The organism is Vicinamibacterales bacterium, from assembly GCA_035699745.1.
GTDB lineage: Bacteria > Acidobacteriota > Vicinamibacteria > Vicinamibacterales > 2-12-FULL-66-21 > JAICSD01.
In genome coordinates this window covers 19,606-42,575 of record DASSPH010000067.1, presented here as the reverse complement: position 1 = coordinate 42,575, position 22,970 = coordinate 19,606, and the positions used below count along the sequence as shown (strand labels likewise).

Here is a 22,970-nt window from a genome sequence, read left to right as displayed (position 1 = left end):
GCGGTCCGCCGGACGCCGCCAGGCGGCGCTCAGGCCGCCTGCGATTGCGAGCGGGGATTGCGCTTGAAGATCGTCGAGAGCGCGAGCCAGCCGAGCGGCATCGCGACGAGCAGGTAGGTTAGGTACTGACCGTAGGCGCCGTCGGGCCCGTACGGTTCCGTGGCCCAGTGCAGCGCTTCGCTGTTCGGCAGCACGTTGGCTTCCGCAAGCTCGTGGAAGCCGTAGATCAGGAGCTGCACCACGAAGACGAGCAGGAACACCGCGGTGACCTGGAAGAAGCGGCCGAGATTGATGCGGTGGCCGTACCGCGACCACAGATACGCGATGAACGCCGAGATCAGCGTCCCGGCGGCGGCGCCCGCGACGATGTCCATCGCGTGCATCTGGAAGATCAGCGCGTTCATCAGCATGGCGGTCTCCATGCCTTCACGGGTGATCATCAGCAGCGTGAAGCCGAACACGCCCCAGAACGCCGCGCGGCCGACGCGAACGGATGAGGCGGCCAGCCGTCCTTCGATCTCGCGCTTCATGTGACGCCCCGCCCGCCACATGTGCACCGTCAACGACGCGACGAGCACCGCGGCGACGATGCCGAGGATCCCCTCCCAGAGCGCCTGGTTCCGCGCCTGCGCCAACAGCAGCCCGGCGCCGATGCTCAGCAGGATGGAGGCGCCGATTCCCCAATGAATCGCCGGGATCAGCTCCCGGCGCCCGGTCTTGCGGAGGTAGGCGAGACTGATGGCAATGATCAGGAAGGCTTCGAGGCCTTCACGCAAGGTGATGACGAACGCCTGGAACATGACTGTTTTCAAAGTCTATTAGCGGAAGTCCGACCGGTCAAGTCGGGTTTCTGTCGCATTTCTGTCGCCGGTCCATTCGCCCTAACATTGAGCCATGTTCCGTATGCTCGGCCTTTCCCTGCTGGCGGTGCTCGCGATGCCTTCTCTCCCGGCCCAGTCGAACCCGATCGAGCGCGCCCGCGCGCTGCACCGGCAGGCGCCGGTCATCGACGGCCACAACGATTACCCGTGGGCCCTGCGCGAGCACGATCCCGCGCGCGATCTCGACAAGCTCGACATCCGCGTCTCGCAGCCGTCGATCATGACCGACATCCCGCGCCTGAAAGCGGGCGGCGTCGGCGGACAGTTCTGGTCGGTCTACGTCCCCGCGACGCTCCAGGGACAGAGCGCCGTCACGGCCACGCTCGAGCAGATCGACATCGTCCATCGCATGGTGCGCAAGTACCCCGACACGTTCGAGCTGGCGTCGACGGCCGCCGACGTCACCCGGATCCGGAAGGCCGGCCGGATCGCGTCGCTGATCGGCATGGAAGGCGGCCACTCGATCGACAACTCGCTCGCCAACCTGCGGATGTTCTATCGCCTCGGCGCGCGCTACATGACGATCACCCACTCGCTCAACACGCCGTGGGCCGACTCGGCGACCGACACGCCGAAGAGCAACGGGCTGTCGCCGTTCGGCGAAGAGGTCGTGCGCGAGATGAACTGGCTGGGAATGCTGGTCGATCTGAGCCACGTCTCCCCCGAGACCATGGCCGACGCGCTGCGCGTCACCCAGGCGCCGGTGATCTTTTCGCACTCGGACGCGCGCGCGCTCAACGACCATCCGCGCAACGTGCCCGACGAGATCCTGAAGCAGATGCCGAAGAACGGCGGGGTCGTCATGGTCACGTTCGTGCCCGGTTTCGTCTCGCCGAAAGTGAACGAGTGGAACAGGCGGCAGACGGCGGAGCAAGAGAAGATCTCGAAGACGACCGGCAACCAGCCGGATCTCGTGAAGAGCGCCATGGCGCAGTGGACGGCGTCGAATCCCGCGCCCGAAGCGACGATCGCGGAAGTGGCGGACCACGTCGATCACATCCGCAAGATCGCGGGCGTCGATCACATCGGCGTCGGCGGCGACTTCGACGGGATTACGCAGACGGTCAAGAACCTCGACAACGTGTCGGCGTACCCCGCGCTGACCGCGGAGCTGATGCGCCGCGGGTACAGCGATGCCGACCTGCGGAAGATCCTCGGCCGGAACGTGCTGCGCGTCATGAGCGAGGTCGAGAAGGTCTCGGCCCGTCTGCAGAAACAGCGCGGACCGTCCGTCGCGCTCTTCCCGGCCGCGCCGGCCGCGGCGCAGTCCGTGCCGGTGCAGGCGCCGATCGCCATCACGCTCGAGCGGACCGCCTGTTTCGGCTTCTGCCCCGTGTACACCGTCACGCTTCGCGACGACGGGACTGTCACCTACAACGGGCGCCAGCACGTGAAGGTGACCGGCAATCACACGTGGAAGATCGATCCTGCCGCCGTCCGCGCGCTCGCCCAGGAGATGCAGGACGAGGGCTTCTTCGACCTGCAGGACGAATACCGGTCGCTCATGACCGATCACCCGACCGTGTTCACGACGCTGTCAGCCGGAGGGCGCAGCAAGAGGGTGCTGGATTACGTGGCCGGCCCGCAGAAGCTGAAGGACTTCGAAGCGAAGATCGATCAGATCGCCGGCACGCAGAAGTACGTCAAGGGGGACGACAAGCTGGCGGCGGCAGTCATGGCCGGAGACGAGAACGCGGTGCGCGCGCTGCTCGCCGCGGGGGCGGACGCGAGGGGCGCAGACGAGCATCGCGTCACCCTGGTGATGCGCGCGGCGGAAGCGGGGAACGCCGAGATCGTTCGCCTGCTGCTCGCCGCCGGCGGCGATCCGACGGCGCGGGACCGTGACGGCCGCAACGCCGCGGATCGCGCGCGCGACGGACTCGCCGGCGGCAAGGCGCGGCAGTACGAGCTGATCCTCAAGCTGCTGGTCGACGAGATCGAAGTCAGCGGGTCGTCGGGTGATCGGGTGATCGGGTGATCGTCCTGCTGCTGATTGCCGCCTTGCTGCCGCACATGACGCAGGTCTCGCGCGTCCGGATCGTCGCGATGGGGGACTCGACGACGGCGGGGACGCCGGCGTTCAAGTCGCCGCGCGAGGCGCCGCCGGGCGGCAGCGGCGACGAGACCAGCCAGTACGCCTACTGGCTGATGCGCGCGCATCCCGAGTGGGAGGTCGTGAATCAGGGGATCAACGCGCAGCGCAGCGATCAGATTGCCGCGCGGTTCGACGCGGACGTCCTCGCGCAGAAGCCTCGGGTCGTCGTCATCGTCGCCGGAGTGAACGACGTGTATCAGGGGCGTCCCGCCCAACACGTCATCGATCAGCTGCAGTCGATGTACCGGCGCGCCCATGCCGCGGGCATCCGGGTCGTCGCCGGCACGATCATTCCCTACAACACCGCGACCCCCGATCAGAACGCGCGGATGAAGGCGATCAACGACTGGATCCGCGGGCGCGCCGGACAAGGGGATCCGCCAGTGACCGTCGTCGACACGCGCGCAGCCGTCGCGGCCGCGGACAATCCCGACATGCTGGCGAGCTCACCGGATCAGTTGCACCCGGACGCAGCAGGCTATCGCAGGATGGCGGACGCCATCGCACCGGCGATTCTGCGCGCCCTCCACCCATAATCCCCAATCCCTAATCCCTAATCCCCGATCCCTAATCCCTGATCCCCGATCCCCGATCCCAGCTCTAGGGTTCGTCGCCGCTCGGGCCGTAGATCTGCGGCACCTTCGAGCCCATGGGGCGGAGATACGTCGTGATCTGGCCGCGGTGGTGGACGATGTCGAAGAGGAAGCTCCATGCCATGGGCGCGGCCGGACGCTGCTGGCCGAAGAACTCGAGGGCGCCGGTCCACTTCGCGTCAGGCAGCGCCGCGAGCCGCGTTTCGATGGCGGCGCTCTGTTTCTCGTACGCGTCGACCAGCTCCTGCATCGTCGCCGGGGCGGGCTGCGGGGCCCATTCGGCCTTGCCGGTCTCCAGCGCGTCGATGAGCATGCCCTCCTCGCAGACGATCTGCCAGGCGATTTCCTTGGCTGTCCGCGACTTCGGATCCGGCCGGTAATCGGATCCGTCCGGGATCCGCGCCAGCACCTTGTGCGTCGTCTTCGATTCCTTGTTCCAGAACCCGGTAAAGAGCCGCTTCTCGTCCATCTACACTGCCTCCGCGGGCTTCAGCGTCCCGTTCAACACCCTCACCCACCGCAGCACGGCGCTCGACAGGATCACGATCACGCACGCCATCATCACGATCGTCAGGGTCGAGTTCAGATACCCCTGGAAGTGCCTGGCGGGATCCGGGCCGACCGCCATCGGGTAGAAGTTGTCGCGCACGCTCAGCGCGCCCGCGGTGAGCGTGGTGATCGAGACGAACGCCAGCGGCGCGATCGTCACCCACGCATAGCGGGCGCGGCCGGCGTTGATGATCACCGTCGTGCCCACCGCCAGCGCAACCGCGGCGAGCAGCTGGTTGGCGATGCCGAACATCGGCCAGATGGTGGAGATGCTGCCGGCCCAGATGAAGTAGGCCCAGGCGCCGACCACCAGCAGGGTCGAGACCACCGCGCCGGGCAGCCAGTCGTGGCGCGAGAAGGGCGTGTAGGCGCGGCCGAGGAACTCGCCGACGAGGAACCGCGCCACGCGCGTGCCGGCGTCGATCGTGGTGAGGATGAACAGCGCCTCGAACATGATCGCGAAGTGGTACCAGTAGTCGACGAGCTGGCGCATGCCGGGCAGGCCGGCGAAGATCTGCGCCATGCCGATGGCGAGCGACACCGCGCCGCCGGTGCGGCCGGCGACGGTCTCCTGCACGGCGGCCTCGAGCGCCGGCAGGTTCGTCACCTGGAGCCCGAGCTGGGCGAACACCGCGGGCGGGGTGTTGATGGCGAAGTAGTCGCCCGGATGCATCGCGCTGGCGGCGATGATCGACACGATCCCGACGAGTCCCTCCATGAGCATCGCGCCGTAGCCGATCGGCCGGATGTCGGATTCCTTGTCCACCATCTTCGGCGTCGTCCCCGACGAGATCAGCGAGTGGAACCCGGAGATCGCGCCGCACGCGATGGTGATGAACGCGAACGGGAAGAGGGGGCCGGGAACGATCGGTCCGCCGCCGCCGACGAACTGCGAGAACGCGGGCATCTCCAGCACCGGGTTGACGACGATGACGCCGAGGATCAGCAGCCCGATGGTGCCGATCTTCATGAACGAGCTGAGGTAGTCGCGCGGCGCGAGCAGCAGCCACACCGGCAGCACGGACGCGATGAATCCGTACCCGGCCATCAGCACGATCAATTGCGTGCGGGTGAACTCGAAGTAGTGCCCGAGGGAGGAGCCGGCCAGCGGTTTGCCGAGGACCACGCACAGCAGCAGCCCGGCCACGCCGATGATCGTGGCTTCGGTGATCTTTCCGGGCCGGAGGCGGTACATGTACCAGCCGACGAAGAGCGCGAGCGGGATCGACATCCCGATCGTGAAGGTGCCCCACGCGCTGTGCTCGAGAGCGTTGACCACCGCCAGGCCGAGGCCGGCAAGCGCGATGATGACGATGAAGAGGATGGCGAGGGCGGCGGTGGTTCCGGCGACGGGGCCGATCTCCGAGCGGGCGATGTCGGCGAGCGACGCGCCGCCGCGGCGTGTCGACGCCCAGAGGATGATCATGTCGTGCACGGCGCCGGCCAGACAGACGCCGCCAACCAGCCAGATGAGCCCGGGGGCGTAGCCGAACTGTGCGGCGAGCACCGGGCCGATCAGGGGGCCGGCGCCGGCGATGGCGGCGAAGTGGTGCCCGAACAGCACCCAGCGCGTCGTCACGTGGTAGTTGTGCCCGTCGGGGCGGACGTGCGCCGGCGTCGGCCGGCGGTCGTCGAGGCACATCACCCGCGCGGCGATGAACGCGCTGTAGTAGCGGTAGGCGATGGCGAGGATCCCGAGGATGGGCAGAATGACGTAAAGGGCCCGCATCGCCGGCGATTCTAGTCGATGCCGGCGGCGGGGTATCATGGAGGAGCCACCTGCCCGGTTTTCCAGAGTTACACATGCGACGGATCATCCCTGTCCTCACCGCGCTGGCGCTGACCGCGCCGATTGCGGCCCAGAACCAGACCATCAAGGTCTCCACCGCCTCAGTCCCGGTCTACGTGACCGTCACCGATACGGAGCGCCGTCTCGTCCCGGATCTGACCATCGACGACTTCGAGATCCTCGACAACGGCAAGCCCCAGGCGATCAACGTCTTCGAGAACAAGCCGGTGCCGATCACCACCACGGTGATGATCGACACCAGCGGCAGCATGACGGGGATCCTCAGCTTCGTGAAGGATGGAGCCGAGCAGTTCCTCATCCGTCTCCTGCCGGACGACAAGGCGCAGGTCGGCGAGTTCAGCGACAAGATCAAGTTCCATCCCGGGACGTTCATCGACGATCGGGATCGGCTGATCTACCTGCTGAAGCACGAGCTGGACTTCGGGTACCCGACGCGCCTCTACGACGCGGTCGACGAAAGCCTGACGCAGCTCGAGCCGGAGACGGGCCGGAAGGTCGTGCTGGTGTTCACCGACGGGGACGACACGGCGAGCAAGGTCGGGCTCGGGCGGGTGATGGACCGCGCCCGCGAGAAGGACGTGATGGTGTACGCGGTGGGGCTCGTGAACGAGTACTTCAACGGGCAGCAGCGCGTGCGCAGCGCGCCGGATCGCGGGCTGAAGAAGCTCGCCGAAGATACCGGCGGCGGCTTCTTCGAACTGAAGAAAACCGCCGACCTCGGCGAGACCTTCACGCGGGTCGCGCAGGAACTGCACAGCCAGTACGTCCTGGGGTTCTCGCCACAGGCGCTGGACGGCAAGGTCCACAAGCTCGAAGTGCGCGTGAAGAAGAGCGGGATGAATGCCCGCGCGCGAAAGAGTTACGTCGCCGCGGCCTCAGTGGGAACGAAGTGAGGCCGTCGGATCTAGACCAGCGCGATGACGACCGTCACCGCCAGGAGGATCGCCACCAGGCGTTCGGCATTGCTCGAGATGTCCCAGTCCATGTACCGCATGTTCGTGTCCGTCCTTTCTCCGAGTTAGACGGACCTTCGCCGGGATCGGTTTAGTCTGTAGCCGTGACGTTTCCGTGGCGGCCGCGCCGCCAGGACCTGTCGGCGCGAACGCTCCTGACACTCGGCGCCCTGCTGCCTTACTGGCGCCTGCTCACCTTCTCCGTCATTTACGTTACCGACGACTATTTCGCCTCCGACATCTTCAACGGGGAACTTCCCGGCCGGGTACTCGTAGGACAATTGGTACGCCGCGGCGAGCTCCCGGTGTGGACGGCTCAGTTGTGCTCGGGCCTGCCGCTCGCCGGATCGTCGGCGGATCCCATCGGGCTCGGGGCATTCGCGCTCCTGCCGCCGGCCGCAGCGCTCGATCTTCTCGTGATCGCGCTGCTGCTCGTCGCCGCGCACGGCGCCTACGGGCTCGCCCGGCGGTTCGGCGCCGATCGCGTCGGCGCGGTGCTCGCCGGTCTCGCCTTCGCCGGTTCCGGCTACATTGCCTGCCAGCTCAAGCACCTGGCGATCGTCTCGACGATCGTGTGGCTGCCCGTCGGCCTGTTGTTGATCGATCGGGCGCTCGTCGCGCCGAAGCCCGACACGGAGAGACCGGGCGAGGGCGGACGCCGCTCGCTCGCGACGGCGCTGTTCGGCCTGGTGTTCGCGCAGCAGGTGCTCTCCGGATTTCCGCAATCCGCCTACATCTGCGCGCTCGTCTACGGATCGTTCGCGCTCTTCCGCGCGCTGCAGGGGCGCATGCAGTACGCCTCGCCGCGGCAGTGGCTGGTCCTGCTGGGCGGCCTCGGCGCCGCGGTGGTGCTCGGCGCCGGCGCAGGCGCGTTCGTGCTGCTGCCGATGTCGGCGCTCGGGAGCATCTCCGATCGGGCGGCCGAAGTGCAGCAGGGCTATCAGTGGGCCACACGCCTGGCCTACTGGCCGCCGAACATCCTCACGTTCCTGCTTCCCTACGTCAACGGCGACATCTCGGATAACAGTTACAAGGGGCCGCCGTTCTTCTGGGAAGACTACGGCTACGTCGGCGCGTTGACGTTCCTGCTCGCGATCTACGGCGCCGTGCGCCAGCGCCGGATGCCCGTCGTCCTGTTCCTCGCCGGCATGACGGTGCTGGCCTACCTGTTCGTGCTCGGCGCGGCGACACCGGTCTTCAAGATCGCCTATCTGCTGATCCCGGGGCTCAAGATGTTCCGCTTCCCCACGCGCTTCCTCATCGTCGTCGAGCTGGGGCTCGCGGTGCTCGGCGCGATCGGATTGACGCGGCTGCGCGCGGACCTGCAGGAACGCGTGTCCGCTGTGTCACGCGCCCCGATCTGGATCGCAGCCGCGATCTGCGCGCTGACCGCAGTCGATCTCTGGTATCACCAGCCCCGGCAGAACCCGATGGTCCCGGCGCAGGAGTGGCTGGCGCCGCCGGCAACGGCGAAGATGATTCTCGCCGACACGCCGCAGCCGAGGACCTTCACGCCGCGCCAGCGCGAGCTGCATCGCGGCGCCTTCGTGGCCGCGAAAGGGTGGTCCGACGTCACTCCGTACTTCACGTTGCGCGGCGTCCTGCAGCCGAATACCGGCGGGGGCTTCTGGGGCATTCCGTCCGCCGACTGCTACGCCGGCATCGCGCCGCGCTGGTACACGGACGTCTGGGGCGATCACAACCGCGAGGACTCGCTGGCGACGCGCATGTCGCTCGTCGATCCTTCGCAACAGGCGCTGCTGCTGCACCCCGGATTCGCCGGCCTGCTCAAGGGCTACGGAGTCACGCACGTGCTGAGCTCGCTCCCGCAACGCGGCACCGACCTGCAGTATGTCGGCCGCGACGGCAATTCGTTCGTCTACCGTGTGAAGGGCACCGCGCGAGTGCGCTTCGTGCCGAACGGGCGCGGCATGAGCGACGGCGCGGCCGCCGCCCGGCTGCTGGACGGCACGTTCGACCCTGATGCGGAGATCCTCCTCCACGAACCTGGTTTCGTCATCTCGGACGGTCCACCGCCGACGGCGCAGACGTGGCCGGACCGGGCCGTCATCACCCACGAGAGCCAGCGGACGCTGACCGTTTCGGTGGACGCACCGCAGTTCGGTTATCTGCTCCTCGCCGACACCTACTACCCGGGCTGGAGCGCGACCGTCGACGGTGCTCCGGCGCCGGTGATTCGCGCCAATCTTTCCGTTCGCGCCGTGCCAGTCTCGGCGGGGCGCCACGAAGTGCGATTCACCTACGACGCGCCCGGCGTCGCGACCGGCATCAGGATCACGGTCGCGTCGATTGCGCTGCTGCTGCTGTGGGCGGCGGCGGCAGGCTACGCGGTGCTGCGCTCGCGCCGGTACCGCAGCAGTCCGATCGCCCCCCAGAATCCAATCACCGCGTAGTTCAGCGCCTGGGCGACCAGGATGTAGGCGATCGCGTCGTTGCGGCTGAAGCCGAACGGCGTCAGCACGCTGACGGCGACGAACTGATAGATGCCGACGTATCCAGGCGTCGACGGGAGCGCGCTGCTCAAGCCCAGCGCGGCGATCAGCAGGAACGCGATCGGGAACGGCGCATCCAGACCGAGCGCCGACGCGCCGACCACCACGCCGGCGGCGTCGAGCGTCCAGATCACCGCGGTGAGGGCGGCGAAGGGCACGAGCCGCCGGGGATCGTGGAGCGCGCGCATGCCGTGCAGTGCGTTCTCGAGTGCCGACGAGAGCGCCGTGCGGAAACGCTCGGGCAGCGGGATGCCGCGCACCGCCGACTGGAGTGGGGCGGCGAACAGCGGAAGCAGCGCGATGGCTGCGGCGGCGATCAGGGCGGCAGCGCCGAACGGCCGGATCGCGCCCGCGAGCCAGCCCGGCGGCGCGGGCATCGTCAGCAGCACGGTGGCGGCGATCAGCACGAGCACGACGGCGTCGCTGACGCGCTCCGACAGCGCGGTGGCGAGCACGTACGGCAGCTCGAGGCCGCTCCGTGCGCTGATCATCATCGTCCGCACCAGCTCGCCGGCGCGCGCCGGCAGGAAGTTGTTGCCGAAGTAGCCGGCGGCGGTCGCCCAGAACACCGCGGGAACGGCGAGCGGACGGTGACCGTCTTCCGGCGGGCGTTTCAGGAGCACGTGCCAGCGCACGGCGCGCAGCAGCAGCGCGAGCGAGGCGATGCCGAGGACCAGCGCCAGGCGCGGGGCTGACGCGCCAGCCACGATCCGCCCGACCTCGCGCCACTGGATGCCGCGAAGCGAGAAGTAGAGCAGGACGGCCGCGAGCGCGACCGCGATGCCGACGGTGATGGTTCGGACCCGCGCGTCAGTCCGCGGGATCGTCATCGAAGTTGATGCGCTCCTCTTCGACCACCAGCGGACGGTTGCGCACCTGCGTGTAGATCGAGCCCACGTACTCGCCCAGCACGCCGAGAAAGAACAGCTGCACCGACGCGACGCAGAACAGCCCGATGATCACCGGCGCCACGCCGATCGGCAGGTTGTACCAGAACAGCATCTTCATCACGAAGTAGACCAGCGCCACGAGCAGCGTGATGACCGAGCTGACGAAGCCGAGGATCGTCGCGACGCGGAGCGGAATGCGGGAGTGGTTGACGATCCCCTGCATGCCCAGGTCGTACAGCGTGTAGAGATTGTTCTTGGTCAGGCCGCGCTTCCTGACCGGCTGTTTGTACGGCACGGTCGCATAGCGGAAGCCGAGCTCCGCCACGATGCCGCGGAAGTACGGGTAGGGATCGGGCAGCCGCCGCAGCACCGAGACGAACGCCTTGTCGTAGAGGCCGAACCCGGTGCTGTTGCGGACCTGTTTGACCTCGGACAACCGGTCGATCACCTTGTAGCCGGCGCGGCGGATCGCCGACATCAACGCCGATTCCTCGGCCTGCTCCTTGATGCCGAGCACGACCTTGTAGCCCTCTCGCCACTTGCCGAGGAAGGCGGGGATCATCTCGGGAGGATCCTGCAGGTCCGCCGCCATCCCGATGACGGCGTCGCCGCGGCACTGGAGCAGCGCGTGGTACGGCGAACGCACGTGGCCGAAGTTGCGCGTGTTGACGATCACCTTGACGTTCCGGTCGGCCGCGGCAATCTCGCGCAGGATCGCGACCGTCGCGTCGGTGGACGCGTTGTCGATGAACAGGTGCTCGTAGCGGTATTCGCGCAGGGGGGCGAACACCGCGCGGACGCGCTCGTAGAGCGTGCGGACGTTCTCGGCTTCGTTGTAGCAGGGGGTGAGAACGGTGACGAGCGGGATGTCAGACATTGTAGAGAAGGATCAGCTCGTTCGCGCAGCCCAGCGCGGTGCGGATCTGGTCGGCGATCTCCTGCTGGAACACGCGCGAGCTGATGAGCACCGGCTCCCGTCTCTCGCGCAGCGCTTCCGGCGCCACGATCGGCCGGCCGTGCAGCAGCTTGCCGTGATAGCGCGAGTTCGATTCGACGAACGCCACGATGTCGGCCTCGGCGAGGCGGCTGGTCGCCATGAGCCGGCTGGTGTGCGTGCCGACGCCCCACACCAGGATCGGCTGTTTCGCGTCCACGACGGCGTCGATCTTCTCGTGCAGGCGGCGCTCGTCCGCGGCGCACGCCGCCAGGTAGCGGTCGAGGCCGAGGGCGGTATCGGCGTCGAACTCGATGTGCTGCGGCATCTCTTCCTCCCTGCGGTAGAAGGCGGAGATGTTCGACATCACGGTCCGGTAGCTCTGCTCGCGATGGTTCTGCTCGAGGAACGCCTCGGCGAACCCGTGGCGCCGCATCAGGTTGCGCAGCGAGACCGGCGAGAAGAAGTTGATGTGCTCCGTGCTGAAGTCCTGGTACGGCGCGTTGGGCCAGTCCGCGAACGCGGTGACGTCCGGCACTTCGACGTAGAACAGACCCGAGGGCTCGAGCAGCGCGCGCACCTGCGCGAAGGCGCTCTCCAGATCGCGCAGGTGCTCGAGCACGCCGACCATGATGACGACGTCGAAGCGCTCGCCTGACGCGGCGATCCCGGCCAGCGTCGTCGTGCGCACCGGAATCGAGTAGAGCCTCGCCGCCGTGGCGGCGCACGCCGGCGACGGATCGAGGCCGGTCACGTTCGGGAAGCCGCGCTCGCGCAGGTTCGCGAGCAGCCGCCCGCTGGCGCAGCCGACGTCGAGGACCCGCGCGTCACGCGACGGGAGGCGGGGCGCGACGACGTCGGCGATCACCGCGAGACGCCGGGCGTCGTACTCGGATTCTTCCCCGCCGCGCTGCGCGTACTCGTACTTCGACATCTCGCGATAGTAGCGATCGAACGCCGCCTGGCCGGGGATGCCGTCCGCGTAGGCGGCGCCGCAGCGCTCGCACACCGCCACGTCGTAGCCGGTGATCGGCGTCGCCTGCTCGACCGCGGCGAACTCCTGCCGAAAGACGACGCGCCGATCCGGCGAGCCGCACACCGGGCAGTCGCGGTGCGGGGCGTCGCTCATCGCGTGCTCCTCGCCAGGCGCGCGCGGGGGATCCCGTAGCACACCAGATCCCACCCCTCTTCGTTGTGCGGACGCAGGAAGTAGGCGTAATCGTCGCGCCAGCTGCGCAGCATCAACGGGATCTTCCAGAGGTGATCCTGTACGTGGTAGACGCAGACCGCGAGAATCGGATCGTGGCGGCGGATGGTGCCGCGCGCGCCGTGCAGCGCCTCGACTTCGAACCCCTCGATGTCGAGCTTGATGAACGTCGGCCGCTCCTGCCCGACGAGCGCATCGATCGTCTCCGCCTGCACGGCCACGGCGCCGGCAGCCGCGTCCGTGCGCGCCGCGCTCGCCGCTGTTCCCGTGGCATCGAGATAGAGCGTCCGCGCTTCGGCGCCGAGCGCCACCTGGCGGCAATCCACGCGGGCGCGAACGTCTGGCGGCAGCTGCTCGACGACGGCCTGCAGCCGGGCGAAGTTTCCCGGGTCGGGTTCGACCGCCAGCAGGTGGCCGAATCGGCTGCCGTACAGCTGCGACAGCGTCCGCACCGTGTCGCCGTCGTAGGCGCCGCCGTCCACAATCCACTCGTCGTCGCGCCAGGCGAACAGGTCGGGCGGAAAGTACTGCGGGTGGTCGACGGGACGCGCCAGCCCGTCGAAGTCGGCGTCGAGACGGAAGCGTACCTGCGACACGTACTCCGCACGCGACGCGCCGTCCTCCCAGACGTCGAACGCCCGGCGCACCTCTTCGCGCTGCTGCAGCACGTGCGACGGCAGGTCCTGCAGGTAGAACGGCAGCAGTGCGTCGGCGTACTTCCAGAACAACGGCGGAAAGGGAAAGACGACGTCGCAGCCGAGCCCGCGAAGCTGGTCGCGGGACTGGGCGAAACGGTGGCGGTTGTGCGCACCCCAGATCGTCACCACGAACGCCGCGGTGCGCCCGAACTCCCGCGCTGCCGCAGCCGCGGAGAGCACCCGCACCCCCTCGACCGTGGTGCCGTGCCTGCCCGGCCCGTTGTCGACGAACGCCAGCGGCTCGACGCCGTGCCGGCGCAGGCCGGCGAGCGTGCGGCGGCCGAGCCCGCCCGCGCCCATGAGGACGACGGGCCTGCCGCCCGACAGGCGATCGAACTCGCGGCGCTCCGCCTGCTGCTGGGTCGCGACGTGCCGCGACAGCAGCGCGTCGAGCTCCGTCCGGGCGGTCGTCACCAAATCGTCTTTCCTCCGTCGACCACCAGGTTGGCGCCGGTGACGAACGCCGCGGCGTCGGAGCAAAGATAGACCAGCGCGCCCTGGAAATCGTGCGGACGGGCCATCCGGCCCATCGGGATCCTGCCGGCAGCGCGCGCGATGAAGTCGGGCGGCTGGCCGCTCTCGACGCCGCCGAGCGTGATCGTGTTCACCCGGACGCCCGCCGCCGCCCAGTACGTCGCCAGGTAGATCGTCAGTCCGTGCAGCCCCGCCTTGACGACCGTGTAGCTGACCGGTTTCACCGGTTGTCGATCCGCCGGCACACCGTCCTTCAGGTAGAGCCGCTGATCCGGGGCGATGACACCGTACTCGGAGGAGATGTTGACGATGACGCCGCGCCCCTGGCGGGCGAGCGCGGTCCCGATGATCCTGGCGCACAGGAACGGACCGGTGAGGCCGACCGCCAGGTCCGCCTCCCATTGATCGAGGGGAAAGTTCTCGAGGCGCGAGAACGCCTGCCCCGGCGCTTCGACTTTCGGATTGTTTGCCGCGTTGTTGACGAGGATGTCGACGCGGCCGAAGCGCGACGTCACCGACTGCAGCAGCCCCTCTATCGACTCCGCTCGCGTGACGTCGCATGCCAGCCCGAGCGCCGTGCCGCCGGTGGCGGCGGCAATCCCGCCGGCGCGCGATTCGGCGTCGGCGGCGCGAAGATCCGCGAGAACCGCGATCCCGCCGGCGGCGGCAATGGCTTCACCGTGGCGGACGCCGAGGAGGCCGGCCCCTCCGGTGATGATGGCGACGCGCCCCTCCAGCGAGAAATCGGCCCCCGGCTTCACCTGACCTCCACCGTGCGCCCGCTGCGCATCGAGCTCTTCACCGCGACAGCCAACCGCAGCACGGCGATCCCGTCGCGCAGCGGCGTCGCCGGCCGCTCGCGTCCCTCGATACAAGCCAGGAAGTGACGCGCCTCAGCGAGAAACAGGTCGTTGCGGACGAAGCCCTCGACGGGGGCGAGCAGGTCGGATTCGAGCGTCCCCTTGTCGCAGGCGATCGAGATCCGCCGGACCGGCGGCCCGGCGGCGAACGTCTGGTTCACGTGCACCGGGCATGCGCCCCCTTCCAGGAGAGCATCCACCGTGTCTTCCACGTCGATCTCCAGGGCGCTCAGATGCCCGCCGCTCGCCGTCACGCGCGCAAACGGCCCGAGCAGCCACCACGCGAGATCGTAGTCGTGGATCTGCGTCAGCACGACGCCGCCGCCGAGATCGGCGCGGGCGGCGTACGACGTGCGGTAGTCCTCGTACGGGTGCCAGTCGGGCAGGTACTCCCGGTACTCGATGCTGGCCATCACCGGTGGACCCATCCTTCCGCTGCCGAGCGTCTCCCGTAACGCACGAATGCCCGGATGAAAGCGCCACTGGCAGCCGACGAGCGCGACGAGGCGCTTCGCGCCGACGGCCGCCTGCAGTCGATCGAGACCGTCGAGCGTGTGCGACACCGGCTTCTCGATGAAGAGATGACACCCCGCGTCGGCGGCACGCCGCGCGACGTCGACGTGCTGACTCGACGGCGTGCACACGAACACCGCGTCGGGACGCGCGGCCAGCGCCGCGTCGAGATCCTCGAAGGCGCGGATGCCCAGGTCCGACTCGACGTCGCGCGAGGCGTCACGCCGCAGCCCCTCCGTGATCACGTGCCGCAGCCGCCGCTGCCGGTAGGCGAGCAGCTCCAGGCGATCGCCAAGGATGGCGCGCAGGTTGCGGGCGTGCCGCTGCCCGATCGCGCCGAGGCCGGCAATCAGAATGCGCACTCATTCCTCGATCGGCGGAACGATCATGTTGGAGAGGAACTCGTCCCGCGGCAGGAACGGCCAGAGGTCCTCCAGCGGCTTCGAGACCATCGAGCCATCCGCCTTCCGCATCGACGACATGCTCGGCGCCCGCGGTTCTTCGCGCGGCGTCATCACTTCGACGACGATCGGTCCGGGGGCGTCCAGCAGCTCGCGCACGCGCGCCGCCAGACCGCGATCGGTGTCGATACGCGCGTAGGGGAGGCCGTACGCTTCCACCACGCCGCGCAGCTCCGGCAGGGTGATGCCGCTGCTGGCATCCGCCCCGGTCAGCCGGCCGAAGTATCGCGATTGCGACGTCCGGATCGACGCGTACCCGTCGTTGTTCAGCACGAACAGCTTGATCGGCAGCCCGAGGCGGCGCGCCGTCTCCAGCTCCTGGATGTTCAGCTGCAGCCCGCCATCGCCGTCCACGCTGATCGTGCGGCGCCGGCGGTTCGCGACGCACGCGCCGATCACGCCCGGCAGGCCGTTGCCCATCGCCCCGAGCGCCGTGGTGAGGAACAGACGCTGTCCTTCCTTGAGGCGCACGGCGAGACAGAAGATCTCGATGCCCGCGCCGGAGCTGCCGGACACGATCACGTCGTCGGGCGCCGACGCTTCGCCGATCGCCTCGGCGAGCACGTAGGTGCTGACGCCGGCGGGCAGGTTCCGGTATTCCGGCAGGACCACCGGGTACTTTCCCCGCCAGCCGCGCCACCGGCGATCCCAGCCGGACCGATCGCGCGGCTTCACGCGATCGATCTGCCGCAGCATCTCCAGGATGAACGTCTTCGCATCGGCGCAGACCGGCTCCTGGATCGCCCCGCCCATCTTCCGCAGCTCCGCGGCGTCGATGTCCACCATGATCTTGCGGGCGGCGCGCGCGAAGTGCTGCGGCGAGTAGCCGGTGACGACCAGGTCGAGCCGCGCGCCGAGCGACAGCAGCCAGTCCGAGTTCTGCAGCGTGAAGTTGGCGCCGCGCGGCGCCAGCGGCCCCGGCCGGCCGGCCATCAGCGGATGATCGTCCGGCACCATGTCGTGCGCCGGCCACGTCGTGAGCACGGGGACGCCGAGACGATCGATCAGCCGCCGCATCTCTTCGCGCGCGCCGCCGAGCCGAACGCCGTTGCCGACGAGCACCACCGGCCGCTCGGCCGCGTCGAGCAGCTCGATGGCGCGCTGCACGGATGCCGCGATCTTGTCCGCCGGCGCCAGGCCGCGGAGCGGTTCGTCCGCCGGATCGAAGCCGTGCAGCGACGACTCGTCGACGATCGCCCCCTGGACGTCGAGCGGCAGGTCGATCCAGACGGGTCCCGGGCGCCCCGTCAGCGCCAGGTGCACCGCCTTCTCCATGTGAAACCGGATCTCGTTCGGGTCCATCACGGTGACCGCGTACTTCGTAACCGGCGTCACCATCGAGACGATGTCGACTTCCTGCACGCCCATCTGGCGCACGCCGGTCGCGCCCTTCAGATCGGCGCGCTTCGCCTGCCCCGACAGCACGAGCATCGGCGTCGAGTCGAGCCAGGCTCCGGCGACGCCGGTGATGGCGTTCGTTCCGCCCGGGCCGGCGGTGACCAGGCACACGCCGAGGCCGCCGGTGACCTTGGCGTAGGATTCCGCCGCCATCGCCGCCGCCTGCTCGTGCGACGTGCAGATGTACTCGATGTCGTCGGAGGCGCCGACCGAATCATTCAGGTGCATCGCGCCGCCGCCCGTGAGCATGAACACGTGGCGGACCCCCTCGCCGGCGAGGAAGCGGAACACCCAGTCGGACAGCTTCACGCTCACGGCTTGTCACCCAGCGTCTCGAGGCTGGCATAGTCCACCAGCCGTCCGGCGGCGTCGAGGATCGGCATCACCCGCGTCCGCCCGGGCAGCCGCTCGCGGAGCTGCGCCGCGGACATCCCCGCCTCGCCGTGGACGAACGTCCGCGTCATCGCCTGCGTCACCTCGTCGTGCAGGTTGATGCCGCGGACGAACGCGTGGCGGATGTCGCCGTCGGTCACCACCCCGACGACGCGGCGGTCGTGGTCGATCACGAAGGCAATGCCGTGGCGGTTGGTGTCGATGACCCGCAGCGTCGTGAAGATCGTCGCGTCGGCGGTGACCGTCAGCGCGCGCAGATCCGGACGCGTGCGGCGATCGCTGCCGCGCCCGAGCACCGTCGTCGCCCAGCGGACCTCCGTGAGGCGCTCGAGCGCGGTGCGGAAGGCCAGCCCGTTCTCGTGATGCCCCATCCAGATCTCCGGGATGACGGTCGGCTTCGTCTCGAGCAGCACCGAGAGCAGCGCGACGAAGTTGATCGAGCCGTCGCCGATCTGCAGCCCTTCGCCGGAGGTGCCGGCGCCGTCCGACACGTGCAGGTGCCGGACGTACGGCGCGACCGCCTTGCCGAACTCGAAGAGGCTGACGTCGCTCTTCGCGCATTCGAGCGCCGCGTGCGACGTGTCGAAACAGAGGCCGAGACCGGACTCGCGGACCAGGCGGACCGTGTTCTCGGGGTCGCAGAGCACGTGGCCGAACCAGCGCCCGCCGAAGTACCAGGGATACGGCGGCAGGTTCTCGAGCAGCAGGTCGACGCCAGTGGTGTCGAGCTTCTCGAGCGCGCCGAGCAGACGCGCGCTGGCGGCATCGACGTCGTAGCCGCCCGGCTTCGGCGACATGCCGCCGACGTGCATGACGATCTTCGGTCCGTGTGGAAACAGCGCCCGGTCCCACTGGAACAGCGGGGCGAGGTCCCGGGCGAGGTCGATCGTCTTCTGGATGCGCTGCGTGGACAGCTCGCGCTGCGCCGGGTCCGCGGCGCAGAGATCGATCAGCGTGTCGTGGCAGTACTCGGGCGCGTGGACGACGAAGCCGAACGGCTTCGGACCACCGTGGTAGGCGGCGGCGCCGGCGTCGAGATCCCGATCGCTGACGTGGAACTCGACGAAGCTCATGCCCAGGGGCACGAAGGCGTCTTCCAGCGGGGCAAAATCGGTGAACCGGGCGACGATGCCCCACGGCGCGCCGATGTCGATCGCGGCCGACTCGCGTCCGGCCACCGCCTCTTCGATGTCCGAGTGCCGGAACATCTCGTCCCGGGCGATCGGCCGCGGCAGCCGGCGGCCGACGAGCTTGTCGACGAACTGCGGCGACAGGCCCAGACCGGGGCTCTTGCTCGTCAGCATCGCGCGCGAGATCGGCGTGTTCGCCGGAATGTCGGCCGCCGCGACCAGGCTCTTGCCGAGCACGCGCCGGTTGAGGGTCTCGCCGCGCGTGATCCAGCGGTGCGGCACGCCGAGCGAGAGCTCGACCTCGCGCACCGCCCGCACCTGTTCGGCGAACTGCGGCGGCTCCAGGCTGGCCTTGTGATCGGGCCCGCGCATCGTCCGGTCGAGGGTCAGGTGCCGCTCGAGCATCCGCGCGCCCATCGCGACCGCGGCCAGCGAAATCGCCGTGCCGGTGTCGTGGCCGGAGTAGCCGACGGGACGCCCCGACCATTCGCGGAGGCGTTCCATGAAGCGGAGGTTGATCTCCTCGGCGGCGGCCGGGTAGGTGCTGACGCAGTGGAAGAGCGCGTACTCCGCGCCGCACTGCTCGAGGAACGCCAGCGTTCGCCGGACCTCCTCCTCGGTCGACATGCCGGTCGAGAGGAGCATCGGCTTGCGTGTCGCGGCCACGTATTCGATGAGCGGGAAGTTGGTCAGGTCCGGCGAGCCGATCTTGTAGGCCGCGAGGTCGCAGGTCTCGAGGAAATCGACGCTGGCGCGATCCCACGGCGTGCACATCGCGGTGATGCCGCGGCTCTCGCAGTAGCCAAACAGCTCACGGAACTGATCGTCCGACAGCTCGAACTCGATCAACAGCGGCACGATGTACTGCAGCCCCTGCTCGCCGTGCCGCGGCTGATCGACGATTTCCTCGCGGTAGGTCTCGCGCAGCTTGCGTTTCTGGAACTTGACCGCGTCGGCGCCGGCGTCGATCGCGGCGTCGACGAGCTGTTTGGCGATCGCCAGGTCGCCGTTGTGATTGATGCCGACTTCGGCGATCACGTAGCAGGGCTCGTCGTGGCCGATCGTCCGCGCTCCGATCCGGAGCGCCCGCTCAGTGGGCGCCATGATGCGATCCGCGGCGCGCGCGGTGCCAGGCGACCGTCCGCCGCAGCGCCTCGTCGAAGTCCACCGTCATCGTCACTCCCAGTTCGGTTCGCGCCCGCTCGGTGGAGGGCACGTAGCGTTCCGCCGGCCCGACCGGCGCGTGCTTCGCGATCGTCACGCCGCCGGCGCTGCCGGCGATCCTGGCCACGGCGCGGGCGGCGTCGGCGATCGAGACGGCGTGCTCCGAGCCGACGTTGTAGGCGCGGCCGCGCTCGCCGCGCAGCAGGATGGTCCACAGCCACGCCGCCAGATCGGACGCGTACATGTACGAGCGCACCGGGGTGCCGTCCCCGAGGATCTCGATTGGCCGGCCGTCGAGCGCCGCCGCCAGGAACCCGCTCATCGCGAGGTGCCCCTCGAGCGGCAGATAGGGGCCGACGAAGGCGAAGCATCGAGCGATCGTCGGATGCAGCGCCCCCTCGGCATGCAGCGCGCACAGCATCTCGGCGGCGCGCTTGGCTTCGGCGCCGGCAGCCTGCGGCGAGACCGGGTCAGGCGCGCCGGGGAAGTCTTCGGTCACGTGCGACACGTTCGGCGGCTGCCGGCCGTACACCGCGCCGGTGCTCGCCATGAGAAACCGGACGGCCCCGGCGCGCACCGCGATGTCGAGCGTCCGCCGCGTGCCTTCGACGATCGAGTCGAACACGCGGAGCCGATCCGCATGGGTGGCGGGCGGGCGCGTGTCGGTGCCGGCGTGAATGACGTGCGACACCGACCCGCCGCGCCACGACCAGGTGCGGATGTCCCCCTCCTGGAGCGTCACCGCGGGATGCGAGGCGAGCCGCGGCGCCTTGCTGATGAAGCCGCGCGGATCGCGGGTCACGACCACTGCCGACGCGCCGACGCCGAGCCGATCGTTCGCGCGCAGCAGCGTCTCCAGCATCCAGCAGCCGAAGAATCCGGTGCCGCCGGTAACCAGGATGCGCGCGCCGCGGAGGTCGTTCCACAGCCCGCCGGTCTGCGCCAGCACGCCATCGAGGTCCTCTACCAGGTCTTCCACGGCGCCTTCCCGGCGTCCCAGAGTGATTCGAGGTAGCGAAGATCGCGCAGCGTGTCCATGCACTGCCAGAACTGCTCGTGGCGATAGGCGACCAGATGGCCGGCGGCGGCGAGCGCCTCCATCGGCGCGTGCTCCCACATGACGTCGTCGTGGATGTAGTCCAGCGCCGCCGGCTCGACCACGAAGAAGCCGCCGTTGATCCAGCCCTCGTGCAGCGTCGACTTCTCCTTGAAGTGGCGGATGCGATCGCCGTCGAACTCGAGCGCGCCGAACCTCGCCGGCGGCCGCACCGCGGTCAGCGTGACCAGCCCCTTGCGCGAGCGATGGAACGCGAGGAGCGCGTCGAGCGGCACGTCGCCGACGCCGTCGCCGTAGGTCAGCATGAACGTGCCGCCGCCGATCAGCGGCCGCAACTGCCGCAGTCGTCCGCCGGTCAGCGTCGACTCCCCGGTGTCGACGAGGTGGACCTTCCATGGCTCCTGGTTGTTGTTGAGCGACGTCACGCTGCCGTCGCCAAGGTTCACCGTGATGTCCTGCCACACCGCGTGATACCCGAGGAAGTACCGCTTGATCTGATCCCCCTTGTAGCCCAGCGCGAGCACGAACTCGTTGAAGCCGTAGCGCGAGTAGTGCTTCATGATGTGCCAGAGGATCGGACGGCCTCCGATCTCGACCAGCGGCTTGGGGCGGATCTCGGTCTGCTCGGAGAGCCGCGTGCCGGCGCCGCCGCAGAGGATCACCACCGGAATGCGCGCGTCAGCCACCGAAGTACCTCTTGTACCAATTCACCGTCTCGCGCAGGCTGGTCTCGAAGGCGAACGCGGGCGCCCACCCGAGCAGCGCCTTGGCCTTGCTCGCGTCGAGGTACTGGTCCCGGATCTCGTTCGAGGCCTCGTTGCGAACGTCGGGCCGCAGTGACGAGCCCATCACCTCGAGCAGGCGATCGACCAGCTCGAGCACCGTCATGCGGCGCTCGTACGAGAAGTTGAACACCTCGCCGGCGAGCTTCGGCTTGATCGCCAGCTGTTCCGCAAGCGTCATGTAGGCGCGGGCGCCGTCTTCCACGTAGATGTAGTCGCGCGTGTAGCGGCCGTCCGATCGGATGATCGGACGCTCGTTGCGAAGCACCGATCGAATCGTGCCGGGGACCAGGCGATTCCAGTTCAGATCGCCGCCGCCATAGAAGTTGCCGCAGCGCGTGACGCAGACCGGCAGCCGGTAGGTCCTGGCGTACATCTGCGACAGCAGATCGGCGCACGACTTGCTCACGTCGTAGGGATGCCGCCCGAGAACGGGCGCGTCCTCGCGATACGGCAGCTGCTCCTGATCGCCGTACGCCTTGTCGGACGAGGCGGTGATCACCTGCTCGACGGTGGGCGTGCGGCGGCACGCCTCCAGCACCGCCCAGGTGCCGCGGATGTTGGTGTCGAGCGTCGAGACCGGATTCCGGTTGGCGACGCCGACGATGGTCTGCGCCGCGAGGTGAAAGACCGTCGCGATCTCGTACTCGCCGAGCGCGCGCTCCATCGTCTCCTGGTCGCGAACGTCGCCGCGGACGACGCGGACGCGCTCGAGCAGACCGCTCGACGCCAGTTCGGAGCGCGGCACCCAGTCGCGCACCAGGGCCACCACGTCCGCGTCCGCGGCCAGCAGCTGGCGCACCAGCCACGACCCCAGCAAGCCGGTCGCCCCGGTGACCAGCACCGGACGGTCCCGCCAGAAGGTCGACGCCGCGCTATTCCCAGGCGTCAATGTGGATCGCCTCCGGCGCGACCTGGCGCGCCCGCAGGTCCGCCGCAACGGCCGCGAGCATCGCGGGCGGGCCCGATATGTAGAAGTCGCTCTCCCGCGGACGCCGGATCTGCGTCCACAGTGCCGCTACCGACACGCGCCCGGGAAGCCAGCGCGTCGGGTCGCCGATCCGCGAAGACGGAATCGCTCCGGTCTCGACGAACCAGGTCACGTCCAGCGCCGGCACGCGCGCCGCCGACCGGTCCACGACGTCCTTGTAGATCAGCAACTCCGCCGTCCTCGCGCCGTAGCCGAGCACGTACGACCGATCGCTCGCCGGCGGCGACAACGCTTCGAGATAGGCGGTGAAGGCGGAGATGCCGGTCCCGCCGGCGAACAGCACCACGTCTCCGGGACTGTCGATCACGAAATCGCCGTACGGCATCTTGATCCAGACGCGGCCCCCCTCCCGGATCTCCGACTCCATCCGCGCGGTGAACTGCCCGTGCACCGCGTAAGTGACCCGTACCGCGGAGCGGTCGTCCGGCGAGCTGGCGATCGAGAACACGCGGGACTCGGGCCAGAAGCCGGTCGGATCGTACGGATCGAGCGCGAGGTGCAGGAACTGCCCGGCGCGGAAGCGCGGCGCCGGACGGTCCGGCCGCAGGACGAGCGTATACACGTGCTCGCCGTGGTCGACGATGCGCTCGACCGCGCATTGCAGCTTCTGCGCGACGGCCATCG

General features: G+C 68.9%; 19 protein-coding genes. 4 read left to right on the top strand and 15 right to left on the bottom strand.

The window, feature by feature from the left end; translation table 11 throughout:
• Positions 1–29 precede the first annotated feature (29 nt).
• On the bottom strand, positions 30–812 hold the full coding sequence (locus tag VFK57_14750; GenBank protein HET7696970.1) for an FTR1 family protein: 783 nt from the start codon (positions 810–812) through the stop codon (positions 30–32).
• A 91-nt stretch (positions 813–903) separates the two neighbouring features.
• On the opposite strand from VFK57_14750, the gene VFK57_14745 reads away from it, so the two are divergent.
• On the top strand, positions 904–2,859 hold the full coding sequence (locus VFK57_14745; GenBank protein ID HET7696969.1) for a membrane dipeptidase: 1,956 nt from the start codon (positions 904–906) through the stop codon (positions 2,857–2,859).
• Complete coding sequence (locus VFK57_14740) at positions 2,856–3,512, top strand: GDSL-type esterase/lipase family protein (GenBank protein ID HET7696968.1); 657 nt, start codon at positions 2,856–2,858, stop codon at positions 3,510–3,512. The genes VFK57_14745 and VFK57_14740 overlap by 4 nt, the downstream gene beginning before the upstream one ends.
• A 64-nt stretch (positions 3,513–3,576) precedes the next feature.
• On the opposite strand, the gene VFK57_14735 is transcribed toward VFK57_14740, so the two are convergent.
• On the bottom strand, positions 3,577–4,038 hold the full coding sequence (locus VFK57_14735; protein ID HET7696967.1) for a DinB family protein: 462 nt from the start codon (positions 4,036–4,038) through the stop codon (positions 3,577–3,579).
• Positions 4,039–5,847: a carbon starvation protein A gene (locus VFK57_14730; GenBank protein HET7696966.1), complete on the bottom strand. Its 1,809-nt coding sequence runs from the start codon at positions 5,845–5,847 to the stop codon at positions 4,039–4,041.
• 74 nt (positions 5,848–5,921) lie between these two features.
• On the opposite strand from VFK57_14730, the gene VFK57_14725 reads away from it, so the two are divergent.
• Complete coding sequence (locus tag VFK57_14725; protein HET7696965.1) at positions 5,922–6,821, top strand: VWA domain-containing protein; 900 nt, start codon at positions 5,922–5,924, stop codon at positions 6,819–6,821.
• A 164-nt stretch (positions 6,822–6,985) separates the two neighbouring features.
• Entirely contained in the window at positions 6,986–9,295 is a 2,310-nt protein-coding gene (locus VFK57_14720) for a YfhO family protein (protein HET7696964.1), read from the top strand.
• Here the strand turns inward: VFK57_14720 and VFK57_14715 are convergent.
• From VFK57_14715 to VFK57_14660, 12 genes are read right to left on the bottom strand one after another with little or no spacing between them, the layout of a single operon-like run.
• Positions 9,226–10,224, bottom strand: a complete 999-nt coding sequence (locus VFK57_14715) for a lysylphosphatidylglycerol synthase transmembrane domain-containing protein (protein HET7696963.1) — start codon at positions 10,222–10,224, stop codon at positions 9,226–9,228. The two genes, VFK57_14720 and VFK57_14715, sit on opposite strands and share 70 nt — an antisense overlap.
• Positions 10,205–11,161 (bottom strand): glycosyltransferase family 2 protein, encoded by a 957-nt coding sequence (locus VFK57_14710; protein HET7696962.1) that lies wholly within the window; start codon positions 11,159–11,161, stop codon positions 10,205–10,207. Before VFK57_14710 ends, VFK57_14715 begins: the two co-directional genes overlap by 20 nt.
• On the bottom strand, positions 11,154–12,347 hold the full coding sequence (locus VFK57_14705) for a methyltransferase domain-containing protein (GenBank protein ID HET7696961.1): 1,194 nt from the start codon (positions 12,345–12,347) through the stop codon (positions 11,154–11,156). Before VFK57_14705 ends, VFK57_14710 begins: the two co-directional genes overlap by 8 nt.
• Positions 12,344–13,537, bottom strand: coding sequence for an FkbM family methyltransferase (locus VFK57_14700; protein HET7696960.1), 1,194 nt, complete (start codon positions 13,535–13,537; stop codon positions 12,344–12,346). The genes VFK57_14705 and VFK57_14700 overlap by 4 nt, the downstream gene beginning before the upstream one ends.
• Complete coding sequence (locus VFK57_14695; GenBank protein HET7696959.1) at positions 13,534–14,358, bottom strand: SDR family oxidoreductase; 825 nt, start codon at positions 14,356–14,358, stop codon at positions 13,534–13,536. Before VFK57_14695 ends, VFK57_14700 begins: the two co-directional genes overlap by 4 nt.
• Positions 14,355–15,332 carry a Gfo/Idh/MocA family oxidoreductase gene (locus tag VFK57_14690; GenBank protein ID HET7696958.1) on the bottom strand — a complete coding sequence of 326 codons (978 nt, stop codon included), beginning with the start codon at positions 15,330–15,332 and terminating at the stop codon, positions 14,355–14,357. Before VFK57_14690 ends, VFK57_14695 begins: the two co-directional genes overlap by 4 nt.
• Positions 15,333–17,144 (bottom strand): thiamine pyrophosphate-binding protein, encoded by a 1,812-nt coding sequence (locus tag VFK57_14685; GenBank protein ID HET7696957.1) that lies wholly within the window; start codon positions 17,142–17,144, stop codon positions 15,333–15,335.
• Positions 17,141–19,456 (bottom strand): N-acetylneuraminate synthase family protein, encoded by a 2,316-nt coding sequence (locus tag VFK57_14680; GenBank protein HET7696956.1) that lies wholly within the window; start codon positions 19,454–19,456, stop codon positions 17,141–17,143. The genes VFK57_14685 and VFK57_14680 overlap by 4 nt, the downstream gene beginning before the upstream one ends.
• On the bottom strand, positions 19,443–20,495 hold the full coding sequence (locus VFK57_14675; GenBank protein ID HET7696955.1) for an NAD-dependent epimerase/dehydratase family protein: 1,053 nt from the start codon (positions 20,493–20,495) through the stop codon (positions 19,443–19,445). The genes VFK57_14680 and VFK57_14675 overlap by 14 nt, the downstream gene beginning before the upstream one ends.
• Complete coding sequence (rfbF, locus tag VFK57_14670; GenBank protein HET7696954.1) at positions 20,480–21,259, bottom strand: glucose-1-phosphate cytidylyltransferase; 780 nt, start codon at positions 21,257–21,259, stop codon at positions 20,480–20,482. Before rfbF ends, VFK57_14675 begins: the two co-directional genes overlap by 16 nt.
• Positions 21,252–22,247, bottom strand: coding sequence for a GDP-mannose 4,6-dehydratase (locus VFK57_14665; GenBank protein ID HET7696953.1), 996 nt, complete (start codon positions 22,245–22,247; stop codon positions 21,252–21,254). The genes rfbF and VFK57_14665 overlap by 8 nt, the downstream gene beginning before the upstream one ends.
• Positions 22,231–22,968, bottom strand: coding sequence for an FAD-dependent oxidoreductase (locus VFK57_14660; protein ID HET7696952.1), 738 nt, complete (start codon positions 22,966–22,968; stop codon positions 22,231–22,233). Before VFK57_14660 ends, VFK57_14665 begins: the two co-directional genes overlap by 17 nt.
• Positions 22,969–22,970: the final 2 nt, after the last annotated feature.

Bases quoted from the DNA above. Each gene is read 5' to 3' on its own strand.
- VFK57_14735 (HET7696967.1), bottom strand. From the start codon at position 4,038: ATGGACGAGAAGCGGCTCTTTACCGGGTTCTGGAACAAGGAATCGAAG.
- VFK57_14730 (HET7696966.1), bottom strand. From the start codon at position 5,847: ATGCGGGCCCTTTACGTCATTCTGCCCATCCTCGGGATCCTCGCCATC.
- VFK57_14660 (HET7696952.1), bottom strand. From the start codon at position 22,968: ATGGCCGTCGCGCAGAAGCTGCAATGCGCGGTCGAGCGCATCGTCGAC.
- VFK57_14715 (HET7696963.1), bottom strand. From the start codon at position 10,224: ATGACGATCCCGCGGACTGACGCGCGGGTCCGAACCATCACCGTCGGC.
- VFK57_14705 (HET7696961.1), bottom strand. From the start codon at position 12,347: ATGAGCGACGCCCCGCACCGCGACTGCCCGGTGTGCGGCTCGCCGGAT.
- VFK57_14725 (HET7696965.1), top strand. From the start codon at position 5,922: ATGCGACGGATCATCCCTGTCCTCACCGCGCTGGCGCTGACCGCGCCG.
- VFK57_14680 (HET7696956.1), bottom strand. From the start codon at position 19,456: ATGGCGCCCACTGAGCGGGCGCTCCGGATCGGAGCGCGGACGATCGGC.
- VFK57_14710 (HET7696962.1), bottom strand. From the start codon at position 11,161: ATGTCTGACATCCCGCTCGTCACCGTTCTCACCCCCTGCTACAACGAA.
- VFK57_14745 (HET7696969.1), top strand. From the start codon at position 904: ATGCTCGGCCTTTCCCTGCTGGCGGTGCTCGCGATGCCTTCTCTCCCG.